Source organism: Desulfoluna sp. HI9BLuna (assembly GCF_056829775.1).
This window is the reverse complement of sequence record NZ_CP186555.1, coordinates 5,983,206-6,009,099: the sequence shown is the minus strand read 5'-3', so window position 1 is coordinate 6,009,099 and position 25,894 is coordinate 5,983,206. Positions and strand designations below refer to the sequence as shown.

The window sequence follows — 25,894 nt, the reverse complement described above, 5'->3', positions numbered from 1 at the left end:
TAAAGCGAGTTGCACTCAATACCTGATCCCGTGGTTTAACCCGTTGGTACACCCTTTGCTTTGTTTACCGGGTAACTCAATTTCCCATTCACACAACAACGTAGGGGGGCAATCCTTTATGAAGACACCACGCTTCCTTCCCCACAACGGTGTGCCGCCCAGGGCCTTCCACCCGGGAGGTGCCTTGTGAAAACCGTTGATATTCTCGTCATCGGCGGCGGACTCTCCGGTGCGGCCACGGCCCTGGGCCTCATGCGCCGTGCCGCAGGCAGGGTCGTGCTCCTGGACGAACAGCTTCCCAGCCAGCGCCTCTCCAGAGGCAACTTCGGCCTCACCTGGTTCATGTGCAAAGGCACCGGCAACCCGGACTATGCACGGTGGTGCCGCATGGCCGCACGCCAGTGGCCCGAGTTTGCAGCCCAGCTCAAAGAAGAGTCCGGCTACGACGTGGAACTCGAATGGACAGGGGGCGCGGTCCACGCCTTTGGCGAAGACGAGCTCCAGGGCTATGCCGATTCCGTTGCCAGCCTCACCGACACCTGCGCCGAAGCCGGGCTCGATTACCCGGTACGCATCCTCAACCGCGACGAATTTGCGGACATCGTGCCGGAGATGACCCTGGGTGACGAGGTCTCAGGGGCCATGTACACCAAAGAGCAGGGCCACGTGAACCCCTTGAAGCTCCTGGCAGCCATGCGGTGCGCCTTTCAGCGAAAGGGCGGGGAATACCGGGCCGCCGAAAGCGCCCGCGCCGTTGTCCCCCTTAAAAACGGCACGGTGAAAGTGACGACCAGCCGGGGCGACTACCTGTGCGGCAAGGTTGTCATTGCCGCCGGGCACGGCTCCTCCGGCCTGGTGGCCCCCCTGGGCGAAAAACTTGCCATTTACCCCCAGCGCGGTCAGCTCATGGTCACGGAGCGGCACAAGCGCCTGCTCCGGGTGCCCCTGCTCAGCGTCCGCCAGACCGTGGACGGCACCTTCATGATCGGCCTTTCATCGGAGGACACGGCCCTGGACACCCGGGTCACCCCCGAGGCCATGCAGTCCCAGGCAAAAAACGCCATCCGGCTCTTTCCCATGCTGGGCAAGCTCAACTGGGTCCGCTCCTGGGGTGCCATCCGGGTCATGACGCCGGACGGGGCTCCCATCTACAGCCGCATCCCCGGCCACGAAAACATCACGGTCCTGGCCCTGCACAGCGCCGTCTCCCTGGCCCCCCTGCAGGCCAGCGACATTGCCGCGTGGATCCTGGACGAGGGCGAAAACGATATCATCTCTCACTTCAGCAACGGACGCTTTCATGTTTAAACTCGACAAAAAAAAGACGCACCAAACCGTGTCGGTGACCCTGGACGGGCGACCCGTGACACTGCCCGCCGGGGTGAGCGTGGCTGCGGGTCTTCTGGGCATTGGCGAGATCCTCTCCCGCACCTCGCCGTCGTCCGGCAGGCCGTGTTCTCCCCATTGCCTCATGGGGGTCTGCTTTGAATGCCTCATGGAGATTGACGGGGTCAACCGCCAGGCCTGCATGACCGAGGTCCGGGAGGGCATGGTGATCCGTCGCCACCTTCAGGATACAGACGACGAAAAAGGAGACCGCCCATGAGCCGACACGTGGATGTCATCGTCATCGGTGCCGGACCGGCCGGGCTTGCCGCCAGCGCAGCCCTTGCCGAGATGGGCCTTGATGTCCTTACACTGGACGAACAGCATCGGGTGGGAGGGCAGATCTACCGTAACGTGGAAGAGGCTCCTAAGGCGGCCCACGCCCTTTTCGGTCCGGACTACACCCGGGGCCTCGACCTCACCCAACGATTCAGGAAAAGCGGCGCCCGCTACGAGCCGGGTGCCTGTGTGTGGCAGGCCGAATCCGACGGCACGGTCTGCTATTCCCAGAACGGCGTCTCCCGGCGCGTGGTGGCCAACTACATCGTGGCCGCCACCGGGGCCATGGAGCGGCCCATGCCCATCCCGGGCTGGACTCTCCCCGGCGTCATGGGGGCAGGGGCGGCCAACAACCTGGCCAAGGAAGCGGGGCTGACCCCGTCGGGGCGGGTGGTCCTTGCGGGCAGCGGGCCCCTGCTGCTCCTGGAGGCCTCCCTTCTGGTGAAAAAAGGGGTGAACATCGCCGCCGTACTGGAGACCACCCCGGCGGTGCCGTCTATCCGGGCCTTGCCCCGGGCTCCCCAGGCCCTGCTGAGGGCCGACTTTCTCCTGAAAGGGGCCTTTATGCTCCGGGAGATCAAACGCTCGGGCGTGCCCCACTACAAAGGGGTTACCGGAATCCGCGCCCTGGGCGAGGAGGCCGTGGAGTCTGTGGAGGCCACCTGCGGAGAGAAAAAGCTGCATTTGAAGGCCGACATGCTCCTGCTCCATTTCGGGGTGATCCCCAACACCCACATCTTTCGGCAAATGGGGTGCCGCATGGCCTGGCATGCCGGTCAGCGCTGCTGGATTCCCGCCTGTGATCCCTGGGGTCGCACCAACTTTGAAAACGTTTTTGCCGCTGGCGACGGCGCCGGGGTCTCCGGGGCTCCGGCAGCCCGGTACAAAGGGGAGCTTGCCGCCCTGGAGATTGCCCGATGCCTGGGCATCCTCTCCGAAGAGGAGCGCAACGCCCGGGCCCTGCCTCTCCGCAAGGCCCTGATGCACGATGCCTGGCCCCGCCCCTTCATCGACGCCCTGTACGCACCCAGGCCCGGTCAGTTCCTTTTTACCGACGACACCGTCCTCTGTCGGTGCGAGAATGTTACCGTGGGCGACGTGCACAAGGTGGTGAAAGAGGGCGTACGGGACCTTAACGAGATAAAGATCATCACCCGCTGCGGCATGGGCCCCTGCCAGGGGCGCATGTGCGGACCGGCCCTGGCCGAGGTGGTGGGAGCGGCCCTGGGGGTCTCCCCGCATCGCACCGGACAGCTTTCGGTGCGTCCTCCGCTGAAACCGATCCCCTTAGAGGAGATCGCCGCCATGGACCTCAGCTCAGGCCCCGACGGAGGCAACTGGTTGCTGGACAAGAAATAACGAGAAGGAGTGTGGAATGGAAAAACTTTTCAAGTACACGCTGACCGCCCTGATCACCATTGTCGCCGCCCTTGAGTTCTACCAGGTGGTCATGCGCTACGTCCTGGAGCTCCCGGTCATGGGGCTGGACGAGATCCTCGTGTATCCCACCTTGTGGCTCTACTTTTTAGGCAGCGTCAACGCAAGCCGGGAAGACACCCAGATCAAGGCCAACGTCCTGGATATCTTTCTGAACAGCCAGCGGTCCCGGCTGGTCGTTCGGGTCATCGCGGACCTCATGTCCCTGGTGGTCTCCATCTGGCTCACCTACTGGGCCTGGGACTACTTCCTCTACGCCCGAAGGGTATGGAAGGAGAGCCCCACCCTGTACATCCCCACTTTCTGGGCCGAGTGCGCCTTTTTCCTCGGCATGGGTCTCATGACCCTCTACACCGCCTGGCACCTCGTGAAAAACACCCGGGAGCTCATCTCCCTGTCCCAAAACGCAAGGAGGCTCGCATGGAAATCGTAACTGTCTCGTTCATCGCCCTGGGACTCCTTGTCCTCATGCTGAGCTTTGGCGTGCCCCTGCCGTTTTGTTTCGGCGGTGCCCTCATGACCATGGTGGGCCTGGGCGGAGCCACCATGAAAGGCACCATGGTGTGGGGATTCAGCCAGCTGGCCAACCCCGTGCTTCTCTGCATCCCGCTTTTTGTCTTTGCCGGGACCCTCATGAGTGAAAGCGGCATCGCCGCAAGTCTCTTGCGTTTTGTCAACGTTTTCGTGGGACGTATCCGGGGCGGCCTGGGCGTTGTGGCCACGGTGAGCTGCGCCATCATCGGGGCCATCTCCGGCAGCGGGCTTACGGGCGTGGCCGCCACAGGCCCCATCCTCATCCCGGAGATGGACTCCAAGGGCTACCCCAGGGGCTATGCCACGGCCCTGGTGGCCAACTCGTCCATCTTGGGGCTCTTGATCCCGCCCAGCGTCACCATGATCATCTACGGGTGGGTCACGGATACCTCCATCCTCGCCTGTTTCCTGGCCACCATGGGGCCGGGCCTGCTCATCACCTTTCTCTTCTCCGTGGTGAACATGGTCCTCTCCCGGAAATTCCCCCTGGTGCTGGACCCGCCCAAACCCGTGGAAGAGACCGTCCGCCAGGGCGTGAGCCTCACCTCCAAGGCCATTCCGGCCCTGGTGATGCCCCTCATCATCCTGGGCGGCATCTACGGGGGCATCATGACCCCCACCGAAGCAGCGGCAGTGGCCGTGATCTACGCACTTCCCGTGGGGTTCCTCGTCTATCGGGGCCTCACCTTCGACACCTTCTTCAAGGCCGCCAAGAACTCGGCCACCTCCGTGGGCGCCATCATGGTCATGATCGTCTTCAGCCTGATGCTCAGCCAGATCTTCGTCATGGAAGACGTGCCCCAGGCCCTGGTGGACGGCATCTTTACGGTGACCCAGAACAAGGTCCTGCTGCTTATCCTCATCAATTTTCTTCTGTTCTTCGTGGGGATGATCGTCAACGACATCACCGCCATCATTCTGCTGGCGCCCCTGCTTTTGCCCCTCATGGGCGCCATCGGTGTCAGCCCGGTGCAGTTCGCGGCCATCATGGGCGTCAACACGGCCATGGGCGGAGTGACCCCGCCCTACGCCAGCATCCTCTACCTCGGGATGCGCATCGGCAAAGTGGAGTTTTCCGAAGTGATCAAACCGGCGATGATCCTCATCATCTTCGGGTACGTTCCCGTGGTCTTTCTGACCTCGTTATGGCCGAAACTATCCCTTTTCATCCCGGGACTGTTCGGCTACTAAAGTTATGATTTTGGCAAGAAACAACGTAGGAGGAGTGACGCAATGACCAAGACGTTAAGGTACAGCCTCATGGCACTGGCAGGGTGTTTTGTGTTGATGATCGGTGGAGCCGAGGCACGCACCTGGAAGATTTCCCATGTCCGTCCCCAGGGCACGGCCATCGACAACGACTTACGGTGGTTCTCCGACAGCATCAAGGAGACCACCGGCAAAAAGATCCGTACCAAGGTCTACCCGGCCAGCGCCCTGGGCGATTACACCGTGGTCCAGGAGAGGGTGAGCCTGGGTGCCGTGGACATGGCCTGTCAGCCCCCGTCATCTGCCGCGGACAAGCGGTTCCAGCTGCCTTATTTCCCGTACATGGTGAAGAACTGGGACCAGGCCCGAAAAAACTACTCCCCGGGCGCCCCCTTGCGTGGCACCGTGGAAACGCTGTACGCAGAGCAGGGCATCAAGCTGCTGGCCGCCTGGCCTGTCTACTTCGGCGGCATCGCCCTGAACACTGCCCCCGTGGCCCAGGGCGACCCGGACGCTGCCAAAGGGATCAAGCTCCGCGTCCCCCCCATGAAAACCTTTCAGCTCATGGCTGACACCACCGGCTACCTGGGCACGCCCATTCCCTTTTCCGATGCCTTCACCGCCGTACAGACCGGTGTGGTGGACGGGGTCATCGGCTCCGGTGCCGAAGGCTACTACGCCTCCTTCAGGGACGTGACCAAGTATTACATCCCGGCCAACACCCACTTTGAGGTGTGGTACTTCATCATGAACCAGGAGCTCTACGACACCCTCTCTCCCGAGCTGCAGGCTAAGCTGTCCAAGGTGGCCGCCGAATTTGAAACCCGCCGCTGGAACGCCGCCGAAGAGGACCAGAAGGCCAATGAAAAGCGCCTGGCAGACAGCGGCGCCCAGATTGTTCCCATCAGCGAGTCTGAAATTGCCGCCATCGCCAAAAAGATCCAGAGCCAGGTGTGGCCCGTTGTCCTGAAAGACGTGGGCGAAGCCTGGGGCCAGGGCGTCCTGGATGCCATCATCAAATAACCCGATCCCCAACGGGATCCACATTGCATAAAAAAAGCCCCGGGCAAATGCCCGGGGTTTTTTTGGTTCACGAATGCTCCCGGCCTTCGCCGCTAAGCACATATTCCCTCGTTCCCAGGCTCCGCCTGGGAACGCTGTTTTTGGAGGCTCTGCCTCCATGTTCAATATAGCGAATCCCTGTCGTCATACCCGTATACCCCCAAAGCGCAAGGGCAATGAGCTTACGAGGTGGCTCACCTCGCCGCCGGAGGCAATTTTTTAAGAAAGGGCAGGGCAGCCAGGGCAAAGAGGGTCATGGCGCCCACGGCGGCAAAACCGTAGCCGAAGTGGCCCCGGTCTCCGCACCAGCCCAGGAGGGTGGGGATGATGCCCAGGGCCACAAAAATGGCCACGGGCATGGTGAGGGAGAGCACCAGGGACTGCTCCCTGACGCCGAAGACCTCCGTCACGGACTTGAAGACCGCCGGGAACATAAGGGCAGGCATGGAGGCCTGCACCATGATGGAGACGCTCAGGCCGAACCCATCCAGAAACCCCATCCCCGCAAGGGAGAGGGCACTGCCCAGGATGGTGCCGATGAGGATCCACGGGATCCGCACCCGATCGGCCAGCCAGCCCCCGGCAAGGGCCATGAGGGGCGTCACCAGGCGGGAGGTGGAGAGCAGGTGGTTGGCTGCCGACGGGCTCATGCCTTTTTCGCTGACGAGGAACAGGGGCGTGAGGCTGTAGGGGCCGGACTCCAGGCCCACGCCAAGGCCGATGAGGACCATGATGGCCCAGAAGGCGGGCCTTTTCACCATGAGGGGCAGCGTCTGGGTATCGGGGGCCGTGCCCACCTCATCACCGCCACGGCCGAACTTCAGGAAGAGGGCGCTCCCCAGGAAACAGGCTGCCCCCATGGCCATGAGGATGCCCCGCCAGTCCACCACGCCCAGGGCTGCCTCCACGGCCACCGGAGCCACGATAAAGGCGATGTTGGGGGCCAGCTCATGGATAGCGATGGCGCGGCCCCAGAAGCGGCCGTCGGCCACCGAGGCCAGGGTGGCCATGCCGCTGGGAAGGTAGAGCCCGGAGCCCACCCCAAAAATAAAAAAGGCAAGACGTGCCGTCATCAGACCCGGGGCCTTGGCCAGGAGCACCAGGGAGATCCCCAGGGTGATGATGGCCATGACCAGGACGTTTCTATGACGGATTTTGCTGGAGACGATCCCTGCAAGGGCCAGGGCCGAGCCGAACCCTAAGGAGAGAAAGAACATGAGCCCTGCGGTTTCCGCGTGGGACGCGGCAAAAGCTCCCTCCATGGGCACCAGCAGGGGGGAGAGGATACTTCGGGCAAAAAAGCTCAGGAAATACATGGCGGTGATGATGAAAATCCAGGGCAGGGTGCTCCTGAATCCAACAGCGGCGGTATGACTTCGGGGCATGGGTAAATCCGTCCAACTCAAGAAGATGACAAGGGGCCGAAAACCAGGGAAGGATTCGGCATAAAGCCTTGGCTTACAGGGTTTCCAAAGGGAAGTAAAGCATGATGCTCCGCGTGACCTCACAAGCAACAGCATGGCAGCAGTCAAAGACGGCCGTTTTCCCGCGGGCCCGGAACGTACCCGCTTGTATTTTTTCCACCGCCTGCTAAAACAGACCGTAACCATTCAGCTCTTAAATCACCCCCGGACGCCCTTGGCCCCTGGAGCGCCGCACTCCTGTGCGGCACGGGTAACGACGAACAAAAAAGCCGCACCGGAGTGCGGCGCTCCGTTTCGGTCGATTTTTTCCGGTTTTTTTGAAGGGAACAGCCAAGCGATAACCAAGGTCTAAACGTCATTTCAAACGAATAATTAAGGTTTGTTCAATGTTTTGAACGGTTAGATCCCGGGGAGGTATAAGCTGAATAGTGGCAGCAGACCGTTATTGGGGGCAGGCCCCCTGCTTGCAGCAATAAACCACCATGAAAGTCATAATTACAACGTGTTATAAAAAATCATTGAGGTGTTAAATGAAAATTTTGACCTTGCTTGGCAGCCCGCGGAAAAAAGGCAACACAGCCTGTGTCCTGGGATGGGTGGAAGACGAACTCAAGGCCCTGGGCCATGAGGTGGAGCGTGTGGACCTCGGAAACAAGAACATCAGAGGGTGCCTGGGGTGCGCAAAATGCAAGGAGGACACCACCTCCATTGCCTGCGTGCAGAAGGACGATGCCGAAGGGATCCTTGAAAAGATGATCGCCGCAGACGTCACCCTGTTTACCTCCCCTGCCTACTTCTGGGGATTCACCGCCCAGGTCAAGTCCCTCATGGACCGAAGCTGGAGCCTGGTGACCGGATACCACACCCCGGAGCACGCCTCCCTTGTGGCGGGCAAGGGCCAGGCCCTCCTCGTCACCGGTGGCGGTCAGTACGACAACAACGTGGAACCCCTGTTTACCGCCTTCGGACGGCTCCGTGCCTTCTACAAGGCTGAGGATGCGGGGGACCTGTTCATCGGCGGCTGCGGTATGGACGGCCAGATGCCCGAGGACGCCAAAGAGCGCGCCCTGGCCTTTGCCCGTGCCATGGTGAAGTAGAGCTGAAAAGAAGGCCTTCCAAGGTTAAAGTCGGGAGCAAAAGCAAGCCTCCGGCGGCGAGGTGAGCCACCTCGAAAGCTGATTGCCCTTGCGCTTCGTCCCTCGTTCCTCGGGCCAAAGCGCAAGGGCCTTCCGAAACATATGCTGATGGCTTCTACGAGCGATACGGCAAGCCCTGACGGGTTAGGATCCGTTATCGTAACCCGTGGATTATCAGCTTTAACCGGGCTGCTTCCGGCCGGAAGGTGTGCCACCTTGAAAGCACAGTCGCCCTTGATTTAGATTCTCTTGAATGTATTTCCTGAAACCTCTTTGCCCTCGCTCCCAGGCTCTGCCTGGGAGTGTTGGTTGCAAGGCTCGGCCTTGCTGGTGTGAAATATAGAGAGTTTAGTTAAAAATTCACCGGGTAAGGCGAACTCAATCGTGGAGGCAGAGCCTCCATGCATCATTCCCAGGCGGAGCCTGGGAATGAAAAAAATAATTTTTGATATGTTCGCACCCGTGCGTCGTTTTGCTCGCCCTTCGGGGCGATCAAAACGACGCACGGGTGCATTTAGGAAAGTTTTTTGCGGAGCTTTTTTTCAAAAAAGCGACCCGCCGGAGGCTTTTTTGAAGCTGATTACCAGAAACACAGGATACGACGTTGGCCCTTAAAGCGACTATTTACAAAGCCGAACTTCAGGTCAGTGACCTGGACCGGCACCATTACGAGACCTATGCCCTCACCGTGGCAAAACACCCCTCTGAAACCGCCGAACGGATGATGATCCGACTCATGGCCTTTGCCCTTTATGCGGACGAGGGCCTGGCCTTTACCCGCGGGCTCAGCACGGACAGCGAGCCCGAACTCTGGAAGATGAGCCCCCAGGGGGATATCGACCTCTGGGTCGAGCTGGGCCAGCCCGATGAAAAAAGGATCCGCAAAGCCTGCGCAAAGGCAGGGGAGGTGATGATTGTGGGCTACGGAGAGCACAAGACCGAGCCCTGGTGGCAGAAGAACCGCGAGGCCCTGGGCCGCTGCAACAACCTCACCGTGATTCACCTTCCCATCCCCCAGGAGACGGACTTCGAGGCCATGGTCCGGCGCACCATGACCCTCCAGGCCACCATCGACGACGGCACCCTCTGGTTCACGGCCGGAGAGGCCACCCTCCATGTCCAGCCGACGATCTTGAAACCGCCAGCCTGACGGTTTTCAGCATTTTTTGATTCATCCATTGACACATCCCGCAGTTTCATGTTTATCTCCTGCGTTTTTTGGAAATTGATCAGCGTTTGAAAGGAGTAAGCGTCGCATGATCCTGCATCATCTCTACATACTGGGCATTACCGTGGAGGCCATCACCGGGGCCTTGAAAGCAGGCACAAAAAAAATGGATGTATTCGGGGTGATTATCATCGCCTGCGCCACGGCCATCGGCGGTGGAAACATCCGGGACGTCCTTCTGGGCAACCATCCCATCTCCTGGGTGGGGCATCCGGAGTACATCGTCATCACCACCTGCGCGGCGCTGATCACCATCCTGCTGTCCCCCTTCATGAAGTATTTTCACCGGGTTTTTCTGGTACTTGACGCCCTGGGGCTGGTGACCTTCACCATCATCGGGGTCCGCATGACCCTGGCCCTGGGCCACGGGTTCATCGTGGCCTCCATCATGGGGGTGATCACAGGGGTCTCCGGGGGCGTGATCCGCGATGTCCTGTGCCGGGATATCCCCCTGGTCTTCCAGAAAGAGGTCTACGCCGGGGTCTCCATTGTCTCGGCCTGGCTCTTCCTCTTCCTCCAGGCCCGCGGCCTGCCTGAACTCTCGGTGCTCCTCATCACCCTGGGCACGGGATTTTCCCTCCGGCTCCTGGCCATTTACTACAATCTGGAAATCCCGAAATTCAATTACACCCCCATGGACTGAGGTCTTTGTTACCGGGCCGGGGAAACTCGGCCCTGTTCATTCGTCCAAGCTTCGATTATGATACCTGCATTCAAGAACGGGTCTTGAACCGTCACGCGGCCGGAAATAACCTCAACGCCGGGTGTTACGGCCGGTGCAGGGATTGCCTGTGCGACAGGTTCAAGCCCACCGTCTCCCGTACGGGGCCGGGCCCCTGAGGGCCTTGCCGTCTCTGCGGGTGTTCCTTCATGACTCAGGCTTGGTTGTATGATTCTCTGGATAAAAAGACTGATCAAGATCGCCCTGGTGGCTGGTATTTCAGGGTTTTTGATCGCTTCACTTTATTGTTGGCATTTGACGGGTCGGGTGGAAAAGCGATTCTCCGGGAGGCGATGGCAGATTCCCTCGGTCATCTACTCGGACACCACCCTGCTTTACCCCGGCCGAAAGATCCACTGGCCCTCCCTCCGCGAAAAACTCATCGGCATCGGCTACCGCGAATCCTCGGGTGCCCCCGCCAGCAAGGGGTATTACCGCCCCACGGACGACGGCCTCGAAATCTACCTCAACGACCTCACCCTGCCGGGCAAGGTACGCTACGGGTTTCCGGCGGTCCTCACCTTTAAGAAGGGGACCATTCACTCCATGGCCCGCAGGGACTCGGGCCAGGATCTCCCCATCCTGGAGCTGGAGCCCGAAGTGCTCATGCGCTACTTCGGCAAGGAGAGAGAAATCCGCCAGGTGGTGCCCATCGACGAGATCCCCGCAAGCCTCCAGCATGCGGTGATGGCAGCAGAAGACGCCCGGTTCTATACCCACTACGGCGTGGACCCCCGGGGCATCCTGCGGGCTGTCTACACCAACCTCAAGCACGGCTCCATTCGCCAGGGCGGGTCCACCCTGACCCAGCAGCTGGCCAAGAACTATTTTCTCACCCCGGAGCGCACCTTCACCCGCAAGCTCAACGAGCTCTTCATCTCCTTTGCCATCGAACTCAAGTACGACAAGGAGGAGATCCTCGGCATCTATCTGAACGAGATCTACTTCGGGCAGAAGGGCTCGGCCTCGGTAAACGGGGCAGGGGAGGCGGCACGGTTCTACTTCAACAAGCGGGTGCAGGATCTCTCCCTGGCTGAATCCGCCACCATCGCAGGGCTCATCAAGGGGCCCAACCTCTACTCCCCCTACAAGGACCTGGAGCGAAGCCGCAGGCGACGCAACGTGGTGCTCTCCTCCATGCAGAAAAACGGCTGGATCACCGAAGAGGAGCGCGACGCTGCCTCGGCCGAGCCCATCACCGTGGCAGGATACGAAGCCTACAGCCAGAAAGCACCGTACTTCCTCGACTACGTGTCGTCCCAGCTCCGTGAACTCTACCCGGCCACCAGCCTCACCAGCCTGGGTTTCTCCATTTACACCACCCTGGACACCCAGGTTCAGAAGGCGGCAGAGCGAGCCCTGAAGCGTGGCCTCGAACGTTTGGAAAACAACAACCCCAAGCTCCGGCGCAACGACCCCGCCAAGCGGCTCCAGGGCGCCGTGGTGGTGATCCAGCCCCGCACGGGCAACATCCTGGCCATGGTGGGCGGGCGCAATTACCGAATCAGCCAGTTCAACCGCGCCACCCGCGCCAGGCGACAGTCCGGGAGCTGCTTCAAGCCCGTGGTGGCCTCGGTGCTTCTGGACAAGTTCACACCTGCGGACCTGCTCTCCAACGAAAAAACCGACTACGAGGTGGACGGCAAGATCTGGACCCCGAAAAACTTCAGCGAAGAGCCGGAAAAACAGCTCTCCGTGCGGGATATGCTGCGCAAGTCCAGCAACCGGGCTGCCGTGGACATGCTGATGCGCGGCGGCCTGGAGCATGCAGTGGACAGGCTGGAGGCCTTTCACTTTTCCACCCCCGTGGCCCCCTGGCCCTCCATGGTACTGGGCGCCTCAGAGGTTGTCCCCATGGATCTGGCCCGGGCCTACGCCGTGTTCGCCTCAGACGGCATCCAGCCGTTTCCCCTGTCCCTCAAAGACGTGGTGGATGAAAGAGACGAGCTCCTGGTGGGCCGCCACATGCAGATCGACTCGAGCCTCTCCCCGGGGGAGGCCTTCCTCATCACCTCCATGCTGGAGGGAGCCGCCAAGAGCGGAACCGGGCGCTCCCTGGCGCGTTACGGCATCGATTTTCCCGTGGCTGCCAAGACCGGCACCACCAACAACTACCGGGACGCCTGGTTCGTGGGCTACACCCCCGATCTCCTGGCCTTGGTATGGGTGGGGTTTGACAACAACGACCCCATTTACGCCACCGGCGCCACCGCGGCCCTGCCCATCTGGGCGGAGCTGGTGTCGGCCCTTCCCGGGTACATTTCTGGCAACGGCTTTGTCCCGCCCCCGGACGTGGTGAAACTCAAGGTGTGCCGGGAGAGCGGCAAGCGGGCCGCCGGGCTCAAGTGCCCCGACGTTTATGAAGAATACTTCCTGGAGTCCAACACCCCGGACGAGACCTGCCCTATCCACGGCAAGGCCTCCCTGTGGGAGCGCATGGGCAGGGGAGTCAAAGGGCTTTTCAAGTGATCGCAAGGCGGGATAGGCCCACCGCACAAATCTTTAACCAACGCATGAAAGAGATGGTTCCATGTCATTGAATGCAAAGACGTTTTTTCTGGTATTTCTTCTTGCCGTTATCGGGTCCGGCTGTGCCACGCTTCCGGGAGGAACCCCGGACGGATCCCTGCCGGCACCGGAGCTCATTGCCCCGCCGGACAAGAGCCGGGGGTACAGCGATTCCCGGACCATGGCCTCCCACAGCCTCACGGCCAAGGGCTACGAGCGCCTGGAAAAAGGAGACGTGGATGGCGCCCTGAGGCTTCTGGAAAAGGCCGTGGGCATCAACCCGTCGGACGGGCCCGGCTACTACTATCTGGCCGAAGCCTGGATGGCAAAGGGGAACTACGGACAGGCCGAGCGGTTCAACAAGCTGGCGGAGATCTACCTGAGGCGGGATCGCTACTGGGCTGACCAGGCCAGGGACCAGAAGAGGCGCATCAACGAAAAACAATCGGGAGATCAGCCATCATGAAACTGAGGCCGTTGGGGAACACAGGCTGCCTTGTCTCGCCCATGGGGCTGGGCATGGCGGCACTGGGGCGGCCCGGGTACATCAACCTGGGCCATGGCGCAGACCTTGAGGGCCGCACCGACGTGGCGAACATGGAAGCCAACGCCCACGCCGTGCTGGACGCGGCCTGGGAGCACGGCATCCGGTATATGGACGCGGCGCGTTCCTACGGCAAGGCCGAACTCTTTTTGAGTTCCTGGCTTGCCACACGCAAGATCCCGTCAGGCGGCACCGCCGTGGGCTCCAAGTGGGGCTACCGCTACACCGCGGACTGGCAGGTCACCGCAGCCCACCACGAGATCAAGGAACACACCCTGGATCACTTCTCGTCCCAGTGGGAGGAGACGCAGGCCCTATTAGGCTCCCACCTCGACCTCTACCAGATCCACTCCGCCACCCTGGAGAGCGGGGTCCTCACCGACACCCGACTCCTGGCCCGCCTCTTTGAAGTCAAGCAGACACAAGGGGTGCTTATTGGGCTCTCCTTGAGCGGCCCCATGCAGGCCCAGACCCTTGAGGCGGCCCGTGCCGTCACCTTCGACGGCGTGCCCCTCTTCGACGCGGTGCAGGCCACCTGCAACCTCCTGGAGCCATCGGCCCAGACCGCCCTTGCCGAGGCAGCCGACGCGGGCATGGGGATCATCATCAAAGAGGCCCTTGCCAACGGCAGGCTCACCGGGCGCAACACCCATCCAGACTTTGCCCACACACGCGACGTGCTCACCGCCCAGGCTGAGCGCCTCTCCTGCACCATGGACGCCCTGGCCATGGCCTGGGTCCTCGCCAAACCGTGGGCCCACGTGGTCCTGAGCGGCGCATCCACCACCAAACACCTCGCCTCCAACCTCACCGCCCTTGACGTGGCCTGGGACGCAGAAGCCGAAGAAGCCCTTTCTTCCTTGGCCGAGTCCCCGGAGGCGTATTGGGCTTTTCGGAAAAGCCTGGCTTGGAATTGATTTTTTCCTGGGGGCGGCCTATGCGTCGCCCCTGACGGAATGCGGATCTCCGGCCCACCTCGAAAACCCATCTATATCGGCATCTTGAACGTTTTACGGTGCGCACGGCGCACCCTACAATTCACCGACCGGTTTCGCAGGCTGTGGGGTGCGGCCCCCGCAACGCCCGGCGTAACGCGGACCACCGGCCTACTTCAAAAGCCCATACATATCGATATCTTGACCGCTTTTCGGCACACACAGCACACCCGACAATTCACCGACCGGCTTCGCGGGCTGTAGGGTGCGGCCCCCGCACCGCCCGACGTAACGCGAACCACCGGCCTCTCTCAAAACCCGTTCCATATCAATACCTTGAACGCCTTTCGACACACACAGCACACCCAACAATTCACCGACCGGTTTCGCAGGCTGTAGGGTGCGGCCCCCGCACCGCCCGGCGTAACGCGAACCATTGACCTCTCTCAAAACCCATTCCATATCAACACCTTGAAAGCCTTTCGGCACACACACACCCGGCAATTCACCGATCGGCTTCGCAGGCTGTAGGGTGCGGCCCCCGCACCGCCCGACGTAACGCGAACCACCGGCATCTCTCAAAGCCCGATCCATATCAACATCTTGAGCGCCTTTCGACACACACAGCACACCCGACAATTCACCGACCAGTTTCGCGGGCTGTAGGGTGCGGCCCCCGCACCGCCCAGCGTAACGCGAACCACTGACCTCTCTCAAAACCCATTCCATATCAACATCTTGAAAGCCTTTCGACACACACAGCACACCCGACAATTCACCAACCAATCTCGCGGGTGGCACCGCCCGGCGTAACGCGCCCCATCGCCCCACCTCAAAAAACGTCAAAAAAAAATGCCGCAGCCCATTGCCCCTCATTTTCCAGGGCAACGCGCTGCGGCATATATTTTTTCAAGGCGGCCATGGGCCACCGGATGTTTCTTTTAAACCGGTTGCAGGGTGTCTGCTTCTTTTTTCTCCCGATGCCGCTTCACGGCCTGGTAGGCGGGGGGAACCAGCAGCAGGATGATGAGGACCCAGAGGGCCATGGCCTGGGGCCGGTTAAAGAAGATGCGGTAGTCCCCGTGGCCCATGATGAGGGCCTGGGCAAAGCCGCTCTCGGCGATGGGGCCGAGGATGAGGCCCAGGATGAGGGCGCCCAGGGAGAACCCGGTCTTGTGGAGCACCACGGCCACGATACCGCAGCCCAGGGCCACGTAGATATCGAAGATGCTGTTGTTCATGGCGTAGGAGCCCAGGACCGAGAAGAGACAGACCACGGGGATGAGAAGCCCGGTGGGGGTCAGGGAGATCCTGGCAAAGTGGGGTGCCATGAGCAGGCCCATGATCAGGAAGACCACGTTGGCCAGAAAGAGGGAGAGGATAAAGGCGTAGGTCATGACCCCGTACTTGGTGAACAGCTCCGGCCCGGGAATGAGACCGTGGACCAGCAACCCGCCCAAAAGGGCTGCGGCAACGCTGTTGCCGGGGATGCCCAGGGTGAGGGTGGGGATAAGGGAGCCGCCCACGCACCCGTTGTTGCCTGCCTCGGCAGCGGCGATGCCCTCGGGGTTGCCCTTGCCGAAGAGCTCTTTTTTCTCGGAGCGCTGGCGGGCCACGTTGTACGAGAGAAAGGCGGCGATGGTGGCCCCTTCGCCGGGGAGGATCCCCACGATGGTACCCACCAGGGAGCCGGTGCCGATGTATTTGCCCAGGCCTTTGGGCATGGGCTCTCTCTTGATCTTGGTGATGACGCTGGTATCGGCCACGATGCTCCCGGAGCCGGTGAGTTCCAGCATCTGGGAGATGGAGAAAAGGCCGATGAGGGCGGGCATGAAGGCGATGCCGTCGAAGAGGTCCGGGTTGTTCATGGTGTAGCGCAGCATCCCGGACATGGGATCGGTGCCCACCACGGCCAGGATCAGCCCGATGAGCCCGGAGATCAGCGCCTTGACCAGGCTGCTTTCATCGTCGGCCATGGAGACGATGCCCGCCAGGCCCACCAGGGCCAGCAGAAAATACTCAGGGGGCCCGAAGCTCAAGGCAAACTTGGCAAGGATGGGCGCCACAAGCAGCAGCACAAAGGCGGAAAAGGTTCCCCCCACAAAGCTTGAGATCACCGACACCTTCAGGGCAAGGCCCCCTTTGCCCTTCTGGGTCATGGGGTAGCCTTCCATGGCTGTGGCGACAGCCGCCGGGGTACCGGGTGTCCGCAGCAGGATGGCGGGGATGGAGCCGCCGTACATGGCACCGCAGTAGACCCCGCCCATGAGGAGCAGGCCCGTGAGGGGCTCCAGGGCAAAGGTGACGGGGATGAGAAGGGCCACGGCCATGGTGGCGGTGAGCCCGGGCATGCCTCCCACCAGCACCCCGGAAACGGTTCCGATGAAGACCGCCAGAAGGGAGTAGGGGTTTGTGAGGGCAGTTAACGATTCAACGATCATAAGTGATGTCCTTTGTAGGGCCTCCGTGTGATCCGGTCTGTGGTGTGTGTTGCAACCGGATCACACGTGGTGTGGAGGCCCGTCGTGCTTAGAACCAGAGTCTCTCGGGCAGGGGAACGGCCAGCAGCTTTTCAAACACCAGAAAGACGAACAGCAGGACCCCTGCGGTGGTCGCTCCGATGGTCAGCGGCTTTTTCGCCCCCTGGGTCACCATGGCCACGGGTAAGAAGATAAGGGATGCCAGGTAGAAGCCCAAAGGCTCCAGGAGCAAGGTGTAGGCCACCAGCTCCGCGAGAAGGCCCCAGAACCGAATCGGTGCTGCGGTAATATTCAGCTTCTCGCTGATCTCCTGCTCCCGTGACTTGAGCCACATCCCCACCTCCACGGCGCACAGTATCCCTAAGGAGACGGCAAGGAATCGAACATACATGGCCGTCGACCCCTGTACAGCCTCGGGGTAGGCGGCGGTGCTGCGGTAGAGCAGCATGGCCAGGAGCATGAAGCCCCCGAGAATGAGCAACTCAGCGACACGTTTTGTCATGTGTTATCACCATGGGTTCTTATCGTAGAAGGTCTGGGTTTCGGCCTGCAGGTCGGTGAGGTAAGAAAGGTAATCCACACCGTTCATGGGCAGCAGGAAGAAGACATCTTTGGTGCACTCGGCGATGAACTCTTCGTCCTGCTGCACCTTGGCCAGGAGATCGTCGAGCTTGGCCAGGATCTCTTTTTTCACACCGGCCGGAGCAACAAACCCGCGGGTGGCGGTCATGTTGACGGGGAAACCCTGCTCGGCGGCGGTCTTCACATCGGGGAGGATCTCGGAGCGGTTATCGTCAAGGATGGCGATGATGCGTGCGGTGCCTGCCTTGTGCTGGGCCTGGAGCTGGGAGAGGTTCATGACGCTGGCGTCCACGTGACCACCCAGGATCATGGCTTTCTGCTCGGTGGAGCCTTTGGTGGGCAGGAGGTTGAAGGTCACGCCGGTCTGGCGCTCCAGCTTCTTGGCGGCGATGAAGTCATCGGAGCCGATGCCGTTGACCGCGGTGGTGAGGGAGCGGGCCTTGGCTTCCTTGATGAAGGCGCCCATGTCCTTGATGGGGCTGTCCTTGGGAACCGCCACGATGAGCGGGTCCTGCATGACGTTGCCCATGACATGGAAGCTGTCCAGGGTGTAGCGGGCGCGCTTGGCAACCACGTGGGCCACCACCTGGGTGGTGAAGATCATGCCGATGGTGTGACCGTCTTTGCGTGCCTTGGCGATCTCTTCAAAGCCTTTCTGGCCGCCGGACCCGGGAACGTTTTTAATGACGAACTTGGCATCGGGCCAGTACTTCTTGGCCGCCTTGATAAAGAGGCGGGCACCGGTGTCCGTGGACCCTCCGGCTTTGGACGGCACGATGATCTTGATGGGCTTGGAGGGGTACTCCTTCGCAAAGGCGGTGGAAAGAGAGAGGGGCAGAGCAAGGCTCAACGCCAGGACGAGGGTCATCACTTTACGCATCAGGTTCTCCTAAGGTTGATGTTTCTTTATGGGGCAGATGGGTCTGCAAGGCACAAAAAAAGGGTCGAACGGTTCCCGCCGATCCTTCAAGGGGTGCCCTGCAGGGCGTCACCCGCCCGGGTGCCGGAGGCGTCATCCTCAACGCTCCGGGGTCATTCCTGGCATAATAAATAGCAAATGCCGTGCCAAAGTCGGTAAGGCCGAACCTGCCGTTGAAATGACTCGCTATCTTTTCAAGGGGGGAAAAGGGAAGAGGGAAGGGAATGGGTCAAAATCGACCCACAGGGTTCGGAATTGACCCATTGGCAGCGGTCCGGGGGCGAGAAACCCGCCCCCGGAAGACATCACTTCTGGATGCCGAATTTTTGCATGCGCAGGTAGAGCCGCTTTCGCGGGATGTCCAGGTCGTTGGCGGTGCGGGTCATGCTGCCGCCGTTTCGGGCAAGGGCTTCTTCGATGAGCTGTTTCTCATAGCGGTTCACCTGGTCGTCCAGCCCGGCTCCGCATGGGCCGTCGGGTGCGGGCGCATCCGGTTCGGCCGTGCCGGGATTCCGGGGCTCGGCCAGGTCCAGGGGCAGCCCCAGAACCAGCTGCTGAGCCACGTTGCGCAGCTCCCGGACGTTGCCGGGCCAGTCATAGGCTTCGAGGCGCTCCAGCACAGAAGAATCAAGGGACGGCGGGGCCGTGTGAAACCGCTCCGCCATCTTCATGAGGAACCACTGAAGGAGCAGCCGGGCATCGCCGGTGCGCTCCCGAAGCGGAGGGATGGGCACCCGGGCCACGTTGAGTCGGTAGAAGAGATCTTCACGGAAGGCCCCTTGGGTCACGGCGTCCCGCAGGTTCACCTTGGTGGCGGCGATGACTCGAAAGTCCACGGATATCAGGCGATCGCCCCCCACACGCTCGATGGTCCGCTCCTGCAGGGCCCTGAGCACCTTCACCTGAACGGACAGGGGCATGGACTCGATCTCGTCTAAGAAGAGGGTGCCGCCGTGGGCCTGCTCGATTTTGCCGATGCGCCGGGTGGAGGCGCTGGTAAAGGCCCCGCGCTCGTGCCCGAAAAGCTCGCTCTCCACCAGGTTGGGGGGAATGGCCCCGCAGTTTAAGGGGACGAACTTACCGGCTTTGCGGTTGCCCAGGTCGTGGAGGCAGTGGGCGGCAAGCTCCTTGCCCACGCCGGTCTCTCCAATGAGAAGGACATCCACGTCGATGAGGGAGAGGGATCCGATGGTGCGCCTGAGCCCCGAGGCCGCCTGGGACTCGCCGATGATGCGCGAGCCGATGTCCGCCTCCGACGCCAGGCGTTTTTTAAGGGAGCGGTTCTCCAGGCTAAGGCGCCGGGACTCCAGGGCCCGGTTGGCCACATCAATGAGGTACTCCGGGGGCACCGGCTTTTCGATGAAATCGTAGGCACCGGCCTTTATGGCGGAAAGGGCCATGGGCACATCGCCGTGGCCCGTCTGGATCACCACGGGAAGGTCCGGGGCCATGTCCCGGATGGCGGCAAGAAGCTCCAGCCCGTCCATGCCCGGCATTTTCACGTCGGTGATCACCACCCCCAGCCAGTCCGGGTCGATATGGGGAAGGACCTCTGCCGCCGAGGCAAAAGTCCTGACGGCGTACCCTTCCAGTTCAAAGGTCTGGCTGCTGGCGATGCGGATCTCCTCCTCATCGTCCACCAGGAAAATTTCACCTAAGGGAACTCTCATGATGCGTCTCTCTCTTCTGTTGTGTGTGCCTCAGGGGTCCCGTGGACCCCGGGCAGGGAAAGGGAAAACCGTGTGCCGCCCTCGTCGGGCGTGTGGGCCTTTAAGGTCCCATCGAAATCCTTGACGATATTGTAAGAGATGGAAAGGCCCAGCCCAAGTCCCTTACCCACCTCCTTGGTAGTGTAAAAAGGATCGAAGATGGAACCCATGGCGTCATCGGGAATGCCCGGCCCGCTGTCTGTCACGCTGATCACCACCTCCCGGCTGTTGCCGTCCACCCCTATCACAAGATGCCGACTCTCCTGGGGCATCTCCATCACCGCGTCCACGGCGTTGCTGATCAGGTTGATGAGCACCTGTTCCAGCCGGATCTCTTCGGCGCACACCCGCACGGAAAGGTCCGGGTCCGGAGAGGTCACGCAGATCCCCCCGGCCTTGATTTTTCCGGCAAAAAGGGAGAGGGCATGGTCGATGACCGGAACCACGGCCACCGGGGCTTTAGCCTCCGAAGGCCAGCGGGCAAAGGTCTTGAGATGGCTGATCATGGAGGCCATGCGCTCCACAAGATCCCCGATGCGGGACAGGTTTTCGGTGTGGGTCTCCATGCGGCCCCGCTCAAGGAGCAGCCGGGCGTTGTGCAGGTAGTAGCGTATGGCGGACAACGGCTGGTTGAGTTCGTGGGAGATACCGGCGGTGAGCTGCCCCAGGGCCGCCATCTTTCCGGCCTGCACCAGTTCGTTCTGGGCCTTGCGCCGCTCCTCGGCCGTCTCCTTGAACACCCGCAGGGCCTCGGCCATCTCCCCGATCTCGTCGTCCCCGGCCTCGGGCACCCCGTAATCCAGGTTCCCTGCAGCAACGGCGCGCATGCTTCGGCCCAGGGCATCGAGGCGCTTCACGATGCTGCCCCGCACATAGAACCAGAGCACCACGCCGGTAATGAACAGGCTGAACAGCACCATGACGATGAGCAGGCGCTGGGCCCGGTCCATGGTGTTGCGGATGCCTGCGGCGGCCCGGAACACATCGTGGCGGGTGTCGGCCACCAGGGTGTCGATGCGCTTCCTGAGGGACAGGACCAGGGCACGGTTGTCGGCCAGGATCTCCAGGCCCTCGGCCTCCTTGAGATGGATGCGTTTTTTGATGGCAAACAGGGCGTCCGGCCCTTCGGCCAGGGAAAAAATCTCCGTAAAGAGCTGACGCAGGGTCAGCATGCTGGAATCCGCGGGCAACTGAGCCAGGTTCACGCGGATAAAATCCATGGCATCAGCAGACAGAGACGACAGGTTGTCCACCTGGGCGTCCCCCTGGACGGTGGCGGCCTGGAGCATCAGGCTCACCAGCAGGATGCCGTTGGAACCGATCTTCTCCACGGTGTCCTTGGTGTGGCGGTTCTCCCGGAGCCTCAGGGCCGAGAACCGGGGGCCTTCCCGCAACGAGGCGCCGATCATCCGCTCGATCTCGGAGTCCAGGTTGTAGGCAAGGTCCTGGTTGAGGGGATCCAGCTCCCCCACAAGATCTGCGTAGAGCCAGCGAAGCCGCTCGGTCTGGCGCACAAGGAGGGCCTCCTCCTCCAGGCGACCGGAGACAGCGCCCTGCAGAGCGGCCAGGTTATCGGTTAGATCGGTAAGGAGCCCCTGGATCTCGCCCCGGATCGTGGGGGAGGTGATGCCCAGGGCATTGATATGGCGGTTTACAGAGGCCACGAGTTCGTCAAGATCGGCCTGGACGGTGTTGCGGGTGGTCTCGTCCGGTGCGGAGAGAAGAAGAGGGGCCATGGCCATGATCTCTCCGCCCACGCCCTCCAGTTCGGCCACCTGCACCAGCTCCGGGAGGTGCTCCTCGGCAAAGCCGTTGAGGATGGTGGTGGACCGGTTAAACACCAGGAGGGCCGTAACCGCGGCCATCACCGTAATGGCCGCTGAAATGCCGAAGGCGATGAGAAGCCGGGACCAGATCCCGTAACGCACGGGGAACAACATCACACCCCTTATTTTCATGGCCTGCTCCTGATGAGTTCGGACTCCGCCTTTGTGAGAATGGCCCGGGCGCGGTCCAGGCGCTTTGAGAGAAAGGCGTCCCAGCGATCTGTCTCGGCGCGCTCCATCTCCGTGGGGGCGGTCCCCCGGGCGGCGTGGGCAAACTGGGCCGCAAAATCATGGTTCCTGCTCTGGGCGTCGGAGACCGGCACCTCACAGAGCAGGCTCGCCAGCTCCTCTTTCATGGGAAGGCCTTCCTCTGCATCCCATCGGCGCTCCAGGGCAAGGTAGCGTTTCCACAGGGAGCGGCGCTCCGTGAGCCGGTAGGTGATCATCCGGTCAAAGAGTCGGTTCACCAGGTGGTAGCGGCACCGGGAGAGGTCCGCGTCGTAGGGCTTGGCCTGGTTGCTTCGGATAAGGGTCAGCAGCTCGGGGGCCTCACCGGTGGAGCGGTCGTGGACCTCCCGGGAGACAGGCAAGCGGCAGACCGTGGGCTGCCGGAGGATCTCCTGGCCTTCGGGGGAGAGGATAAAATCGATGAAAAGATCGGCTTCTTTCGGATTGCATCCGCCGGTGAGCATGCCGATGCCTGCGGGCACGAGAAACACCGGGGTGCCGTAGCGAAACCTGAGCTCCCTGCGGGACTGGCCCAGAAAATCGATGCCGAGGCCCACGCCGAAGCGCTCGTTGATCAGCCCTTCAGGCACGCTGAAGCTCCGGGCAGAGACGGTGCGCAGGTTTCCGGCCATGCGCAGCAGCATGGCCCAGCCCTTCTCCCACCCCAGCTCCTGGAGAAGGCTCTCCACAATAAGATGGGTGGTGCCCGAGCGTGACGGCGTGGACATGGCAAGGTGCCCGTAATACACGGGGGCTGCCAGATCTTCCCAGTGTTTGGGTACGGGGATGCCTTCCCGCCTTAAATAGGCGGGGTTCCACATCCAGCCCACGCCGGAGAGGGCAAAGCCCATGACATAGCCGTCCGGGTCGTCGATGGGGATGCCGTCAATGGAAAGGGCGGGGTGACGCCTGCCCCCGGGCACGGGCTGAAGGCGCCCCTCGGCCTTGAGGATGGCAAAAGCGTCCGTGGACGAAGACCAGAACACATCGAACCGGTGGGGGTTGTCCCTACGGATATCCACCAGGGCGGAGGTGGTCTTCTTGTTGCGGGTCATCACCTGGATGTCCGGGTATTTTTTTGAAAAGGCAGCGATAAAAGGCGCGTAGAACTCCGGGGGAAAGGAGGTGATGATATCAAGGTAGCGCTTCGGCGCCTCGGCAGCCGAGGCGTTGGCGGCAAAACACAGGATCACGGCGCAGAGAAGCGCACGCGCCGCGCAAAACCGCCGCATGATGGATGGGTGGACCACACCGCAACCGGATTCAGGAGATGAACAACCGGAACAAGGCATCAACGCTTCCCTTCTAACCCTAAATAATCGTGAAATATCCGGGCTAACTGAATAATCCATAACACGCGCCGAAAAATCGCGCTGCAAAGGCCCGGACCCACCCAAAGGTACCCGGATAAGGTGCCGTCACCCTTGGACATACAAAAAAACCCGGTCTTCACACCAAACAAAACCGATTCGTAACACGCAGGTCCCGGGAAAACAAGTTTATCCCGCCCCTGGCGGCCCTTCAGGGTGCCCTGTTTCATGGCGTCCTTAACTATTGCCCCCGGTGTTCCGATAGAAAGAACATAGCCCTTATATATCAGGAGTGGAATGCCTCCATATTCAAGGCAGCACAAGAGCACGATAACCGAAACAACGGAGACATGCATGAATTTGACCATCCGCAAGAAGATTATCGCCTCGTTCATGGGAGCTGTGATGTTCCCCCTGCTTATCATCGTCGTGATCATGGGGGTCTCCCTCAGCAGGCACGCCATCCGGTCCTATCACGCCAACAGCACAAAGCTCCTCCACCGCATTTCAGACCACTACGCATCCTTTCTCACCGAAGCCAAAGCCAACACACACATGCTGTCTGAGTCCCCGTTAAAAGAAGCGATCCATCCGGGCATGACGACCTATCTGAACAACACCGAGCCCGTGGAGGTGGACTACCTCCGGGCCGGAGAGCCCGATGCGGCATTTTACAAGCTGGCCAGGCTCATCCATGAAACCCACCCGAACTATATCGAGGTCTACCTTGCCACGAAGGACGGCGCCTTCATCACCTCCATCGACATTGCCATGGCCGCCGGGTATGACCCCAGGGTGCGTCCCTGGTACAAGGCACAGGCAGCCCAGCCCTCAACAGATTTAGTGTCCGAGGCCTTTCTCTCGTCAAACGGCGAAACCGTGGTGGCCATCACCTCGGCCATCAGGCGGGAAGGCGAGGTGGTGGGGGTCTCCTCCATCGAATGCTCATTAAAAGTGCTGACAAAACTCATCAATGACATCAAAATAGGAGAGACCGGGTATTTGATGCTGGTCCAGCCCAACGGGGTGATCCTTGCCAACGCCAACGATCCGGTCACCAACTTCAAGAAACTGTCCGAGCTTGGTTCACCGGGGTTTGCCACCCTTGGGACCATGGCCGAAGGCAACGCAGAGATCGCCGTGGGAGACACGGACTACCGGGCCGTGGTGCACACCATCCCCGGGGTCGGCTGGAAGGTGATCTCCATGATCGAAAACCGGGAAGTCATGGACACCACCTACGGCCTCATCAAGGTGATCGCCGGGGTCGCCGCCTTCATGTTCCTGGTCTTCTGCATCCTCGGCACCCTCATCGCCAACAGCATCGTCACCCCCATTCACCATGCCCGTGAGATGCTCAAAGACATTGCCGAAGGCGAGGGGGATCTGACCCGACGCCTCGACACCGGCACCCAAAATGAAATCGGCAGGCTCTCCAGGTGGTTCAACACCTTTGTAGGCAACCTGCAGAAGATCGTCACCGGGCTGGTCCGGAATTCACAGACCCTTGAAGGCGTCTCCCGGGGGCTCACGGAATCCGCCGAGGTGATGAACCAGACCATGTCCGCCACGGCCCAGCGCATCGACCGCATCGACGGCGAGGCCTCCGAGATCTCGTCCAACATGAACTCCATTGCCTCGGCCATGGAGCAGACCGCCACCAACACCAACATGGTGGCAAGTGCCGCCGAGGAGATGACCGCCACCATCAACGAGATTGCAGCCAACTCGGAAAAAGCCCGCCACACCTCCACCGAGGCCGTGGCCGAAGCACAGCAGACCTCTGAACAGATGGACGCCCTGGGCCAGGCAGCCGAGGCCATCGGCAAGGTCACCCAGACCATCACCGAGATCTCGGAGCAGACCAACCTGCTGGCCCTGAACGCCACCATCGAAGCGGCCAGGGCAGGGGACGCGGGCAAGGGCTTTGCCGTTGTTGCCAACGAAATTAAAGAGCTGGCAGGCCAGACAGCCAGGGCCACCCAGGACATCAAGGAGCAGATCGGCGGGGTCCAGGCCACCACCCACGCCACGGCCAGGGGCATCACCAACGTGGTGGGCTCCATCAACCACGTCCATGAGATCATCAACTCCATTGCAACGGCCGTGGAAGAGCAGTCCGCAGCCACCAAGGAGATTGCCGGAAACGTGGTCCAGGCCTCAGTGGGGCTCCGGGAGATCAATGAAAACCTGGCCCAGAGTTCGGACATCGTCTCCCACATGTCCGCTGGGATATCCGAGGTAAACGGGGCCGTTGCCCTGGCCTCACAGCACGCCGACGAGGTGGTCGGCCATGTGGACAGCCTGAACCGTGAGGTGGCCACCATCAACACGGTAACGGGCGCGTTCCGGGTTTGACCCCATCGCTTTTTCCGTTACGCATCCGGGCTGAGTCCCGGGGTGCTCCGTTCGCCCCGGGCTCCATTGCCATGCCGCG

General features: G+C 61.3%; 21 protein-coding genes. 13 read left to right on the top strand and 8 right to left on the bottom strand.

What is annotated here, in order from left to right; translation table 11 throughout:
- Window positions 1-186: 186 nt before the first annotated feature.
- From ACOYW0_RS24380 to dctP, 6 genes are read left to right on the top strand one after another with little or no spacing between them, the layout of a single operon-like run.
- Window positions 187-1,308, top strand: coding sequence for an NAD(P)/FAD-dependent oxidoreductase (locus ACOYW0_RS24380; RefSeq protein ID WP_482416310.1), 1,122 nt, complete (start codon window positions 187-189; stop codon window positions 1,306-1,308).
- Window positions 1,301-1,606 (top strand): (2Fe-2S)-binding protein, encoded by a 306-nt coding sequence (locus ACOYW0_RS24375; protein WP_482416309.1) that lies wholly within the window; start codon window positions 1,301-1,303, stop codon window positions 1,604-1,606. The genes ACOYW0_RS24380 and ACOYW0_RS24375 overlap by 8 nt, the downstream gene beginning before the upstream one ends.
- Entirely contained in the window at window positions 1,603-3,024 is a 1,422-nt protein-coding gene (locus tag ACOYW0_RS24370) for an FAD/NAD(P)-dependent oxidoreductase (RefSeq protein ID WP_482416308.1), read from the top strand. Before ACOYW0_RS24375 ends, ACOYW0_RS24370 begins: the two co-directional genes overlap by 4 nt.
- A 16-nt stretch (window positions 3,025-3,040) precedes the next feature.
- Window positions 3,041-3,535: a TRAP transporter small permease gene (locus tag ACOYW0_RS24365; protein ID WP_482416307.1), complete on the top strand. Its 495-nt coding sequence runs from the start codon at window positions 3,041-3,043 to the stop codon at window positions 3,533-3,535.
- Window positions 3,523-4,827, top strand: a complete 1,305-nt coding sequence (locus tag ACOYW0_RS24360) for a TRAP transporter large permease (RefSeq protein WP_218951117.1) — start codon at window positions 3,523-3,525, stop codon at window positions 4,825-4,827. Before ACOYW0_RS24365 ends, ACOYW0_RS24360 begins: the two co-directional genes overlap by 13 nt.
- 42 nt (window positions 4,828-4,869) lie before the next feature.
- A complete protein-coding gene (dctP, locus tag ACOYW0_RS24355) occupies window positions 4,870-5,868 on the top strand; it encodes a TRAP transporter substrate-binding protein DctP (RefSeq protein WP_482416306.1) in 999 nt (332 codons plus the stop codon).
- 233 nt (window positions 5,869-6,101) lie between these two features.
- Here the strand turns inward: dctP and ACOYW0_RS24350 are convergent, their stop codons facing one another.
- Window positions 6,102-7,292: an MFS transporter gene (locus ACOYW0_RS24350; protein WP_482416305.1), complete on the bottom strand. Its 1,191-nt coding sequence runs from the start codon at window positions 7,290-7,292 to the stop codon at window positions 6,102-6,104.
- Between the two features lie 569 nt (window positions 7,293-7,861).
- Here ACOYW0_RS24350 and ACOYW0_RS24345 point away from each other — a divergent pair.
- The 6 genes from ACOYW0_RS24345 to ACOYW0_RS24320 all read left to right on the top strand — a co-directional run bounded on the left by ACOYW0_RS24345 (window position 7,862) and on the right by ACOYW0_RS24320 (window position 14,385).
- Window positions 7,862-8,428, top strand: a complete 567-nt coding sequence (locus ACOYW0_RS24345) for a flavodoxin family protein (protein ID WP_482416304.1) — start codon at window positions 7,862-7,864, stop codon at window positions 8,426-8,428.
- A gap of 643 nt (window positions 8,429-9,071) precedes the next feature.
- Entirely contained in the window at window positions 9,072-9,617 is a 546-nt protein-coding gene (locus ACOYW0_RS24340) for a YaeQ family protein (RefSeq protein WP_482416303.1), read from the top strand.
- Window positions 9,618-9,723: 106 nt separating this feature from the next.
- On the top strand, window positions 9,724-10,338 hold the full coding sequence (locus tag ACOYW0_RS24335) for a trimeric intracellular cation channel family protein (RefSeq protein WP_180145410.1): 615 nt from the start codon (window positions 9,724-9,726) through the stop codon (window positions 10,336-10,338).
- A 345-nt stretch (window positions 10,339-10,683) separates the two neighbouring features.
- Complete coding sequence (locus ACOYW0_RS24330) at window positions 10,684-12,885, top strand: PBP1A family penicillin-binding protein (protein ID WP_482416302.1); 2,202 nt, start codon at window positions 10,684-10,686, stop codon at window positions 12,883-12,885.
- Between the two features lie 61 nt (window positions 12,886-12,946).
- Window positions 12,947-13,390, top strand: coding sequence for a tetratricopeptide repeat protein (locus ACOYW0_RS24325; RefSeq protein ID WP_482416301.1), 444 nt, complete (start codon window positions 12,947-12,949; stop codon window positions 13,388-13,390).
- On the top strand, window positions 13,387-14,385 hold the full coding sequence (locus tag ACOYW0_RS24320) for an aldo/keto reductase (RefSeq protein WP_482416300.1): 999 nt from the start codon (window positions 13,387-13,389) through the stop codon (window positions 14,383-14,385). Before ACOYW0_RS24325 ends, ACOYW0_RS24320 begins: the two co-directional genes overlap by 4 nt.
- A 189-nt stretch (window positions 14,386-14,574) precedes the next feature.
- Here ACOYW0_RS24320 and ACOYW0_RS24315 read toward each other — a convergent pair whose 3' ends face one another.
- The 7 genes from ACOYW0_RS24315 to ACOYW0_RS24285 all read right to left on the bottom strand — a co-directional run bounded on the left by ACOYW0_RS24315 (window position 14,575) and on the right by ACOYW0_RS24285 (window position 23,397).
- Window positions 14,575-14,865, bottom strand: a complete 291-nt coding sequence (locus ACOYW0_RS24315; RefSeq protein WP_482416299.1) for a hypothetical protein — start codon at window positions 14,863-14,865, stop codon at window positions 14,575-14,577.
- 479 nt (window positions 14,866-15,344) lie between these two features.
- Entirely contained in the window at window positions 15,345-16,844 is a 1,500-nt protein-coding gene (locus ACOYW0_RS24310; RefSeq protein WP_482416298.1) for a tripartite tricarboxylate transporter permease, read from the bottom strand.
- 88 nt (window positions 16,845-16,932) lie between these two features.
- Window positions 16,933-17,385: a tripartite tricarboxylate transporter TctB family protein gene (locus tag ACOYW0_RS24305; protein ID WP_482416297.1), complete on the bottom strand. Its 453-nt coding sequence runs from the start codon at window positions 17,383-17,385 to the stop codon at window positions 16,933-16,935.
- A gap of 6 nt (window positions 17,386-17,391) precedes the next feature.
- The gene (locus ACOYW0_RS24300) at window positions 17,392-18,345 is read right to left on the bottom strand and encodes a tripartite tricarboxylate transporter substrate binding protein (RefSeq protein WP_482416296.1); all 954 of its coding nucleotides are present in this window, start codon (window positions 18,343-18,345) and stop codon (window positions 17,392-17,394) included.
- A 344-nt stretch (window positions 18,346-18,689) separates the two neighbouring features.
- On the bottom strand, window positions 18,690-20,054 hold the full coding sequence (locus tag ACOYW0_RS24295; protein ID WP_482416295.1) for a sigma-54-dependent transcriptional regulator: 1,365 nt from the start codon (window positions 20,052-20,054) through the stop codon (window positions 18,690-18,692).
- Window positions 20,051-22,051 carry an ATP-binding protein gene (locus ACOYW0_RS24290; protein WP_482416294.1) on the bottom strand — a complete coding sequence of 667 codons (2,001 nt, stop codon included), beginning with the start codon at window positions 22,049-22,051 and terminating at the stop codon, window positions 20,051-20,053. Before ACOYW0_RS24290 ends, ACOYW0_RS24295 begins: the two co-directional genes overlap by 4 nt.
- Window positions 22,048-23,397 carry an ABC transporter substrate-binding protein gene (locus tag ACOYW0_RS24285; RefSeq protein ID WP_482416293.1) on the bottom strand — a complete coding sequence of 450 codons (1,350 nt, stop codon included), beginning with the start codon at window positions 23,395-23,397 and terminating at the stop codon, window positions 22,048-22,050. Before ACOYW0_RS24285 ends, ACOYW0_RS24290 begins: the two co-directional genes overlap by 4 nt.
- 414 nt (window positions 23,398-23,811) lie before the next feature.
- Here ACOYW0_RS24285 and ACOYW0_RS24280 point away from each other — a divergent pair, with 414 nt between their 5' ends.
- A complete protein-coding gene (locus ACOYW0_RS24280) occupies window positions 23,812-25,815 on the top strand; it encodes a methyl-accepting chemotaxis protein (RefSeq protein ID WP_482416292.1) in 2,004 nt (667 codons plus the stop codon).
- Window positions 25,816-25,894: the final 79 nt, after the last annotated feature.

Excerpts from the sequence above, each read along its gene's own strand:
- ACOYW0_RS24315 (WP_482416299.1), bottom strand. The coding sequence starts at position 14,865 with ATGGAATGGGTTTTGAGAGAGGTCAATGGTTCGCGTTACGCCGGGCGG.
- ACOYW0_RS24305 (WP_482416297.1), bottom strand. The coding sequence starts at position 17,385 with ATGACAAAACGTGTCGCTGAGTTGCTCATTCTCGGGGGCTTCATGCTC.
- ACOYW0_RS24320 (WP_482416300.1), top strand. The coding sequence starts at position 13,387 with ATGAAACTGAGGCCGTTGGGGAACACAGGCTGCCTTGTCTCGCCCATG.
- ACOYW0_RS24335 (WP_180145410.1), top strand. The coding sequence starts at position 9,724 with ATGATCCTGCATCATCTCTACATACTGGGCATTACCGTGGAGGCCATC.
- ACOYW0_RS24310 (WP_482416298.1), bottom strand. The coding sequence starts at position 16,844 with ATGATCGTTGAATCGTTAACTGCCCTCACAAACCCCTACTCCCTTCTG.
- ACOYW0_RS24295 (WP_482416295.1), bottom strand. The coding sequence starts at position 20,054 with ATGAGAGTTCCCTTAGGTGAAATTTTCCTGGTGGACGATGAGGAGGAG.
- ACOYW0_RS24375 (WP_482416309.1), top strand. The coding sequence starts at position 1,301 with ATGTTTAAACTCGACAAAAAAAAGACGCACCAAACCGTGTCGGTGACC.
- ACOYW0_RS24370 (WP_482416308.1), top strand. The coding sequence starts at position 1,603 with ATGAGCCGACACGTGGATGTCATCGTCATCGGTGCCGGACCGGCCGGG.
- dctP (WP_482416306.1), top strand. The coding sequence starts at position 4,870 with ATGACCAAGACGTTAAGGTACAGCCTCATGGCACTGGCAGGGTGTTTT.
- ACOYW0_RS24280 (WP_482416292.1), top strand. The coding sequence starts at position 23,812 with ATGAATTTGACCATCCGCAAGAAGATTATCGCCTCGTTCATGGGAGCT.
- ACOYW0_RS24360 (WP_218951117.1), top strand. The coding sequence starts at position 3,523 with ATGGAAATCGTAACTGTCTCGTTCATCGCCCTGGGACTCCTTGTCCTC.
- ACOYW0_RS24300 (WP_482416296.1), bottom strand. The coding sequence starts at position 18,345 with ATGCGTAAAGTGATGACCCTCGTCCTGGCGTTGAGCCTTGCTCTGCCC.
- ACOYW0_RS24345 (WP_482416304.1), top strand. The coding sequence starts at position 7,862 with ATGAAAATTTTGACCTTGCTTGGCAGCCCGCGGAAAAAAGGCAACACA.
- ACOYW0_RS24325 (WP_482416301.1), top strand. The coding sequence starts at position 12,947 with ATGTCATTGAATGCAAAGACGTTTTTTCTGGTATTTCTTCTTGCCGTT.
- ACOYW0_RS24350 (WP_482416305.1), bottom strand. The coding sequence starts at position 7,292 with ATGCCCCGAAGTCATACCGCCGCTGTTGGATTCAGGAGCACCCTGCCC.
- ACOYW0_RS24365 (WP_482416307.1), top strand. The coding sequence starts at position 3,041 with ATGGAAAAACTTTTCAAGTACACGCTGACCGCCCTGATCACCATTGTC.
- ACOYW0_RS24290 (WP_482416294.1), bottom strand. The coding sequence starts at position 22,051 with ATGAAAATAAGGGGTGTGATGTTGTTCCCCGTGCGTTACGGGATCTGG.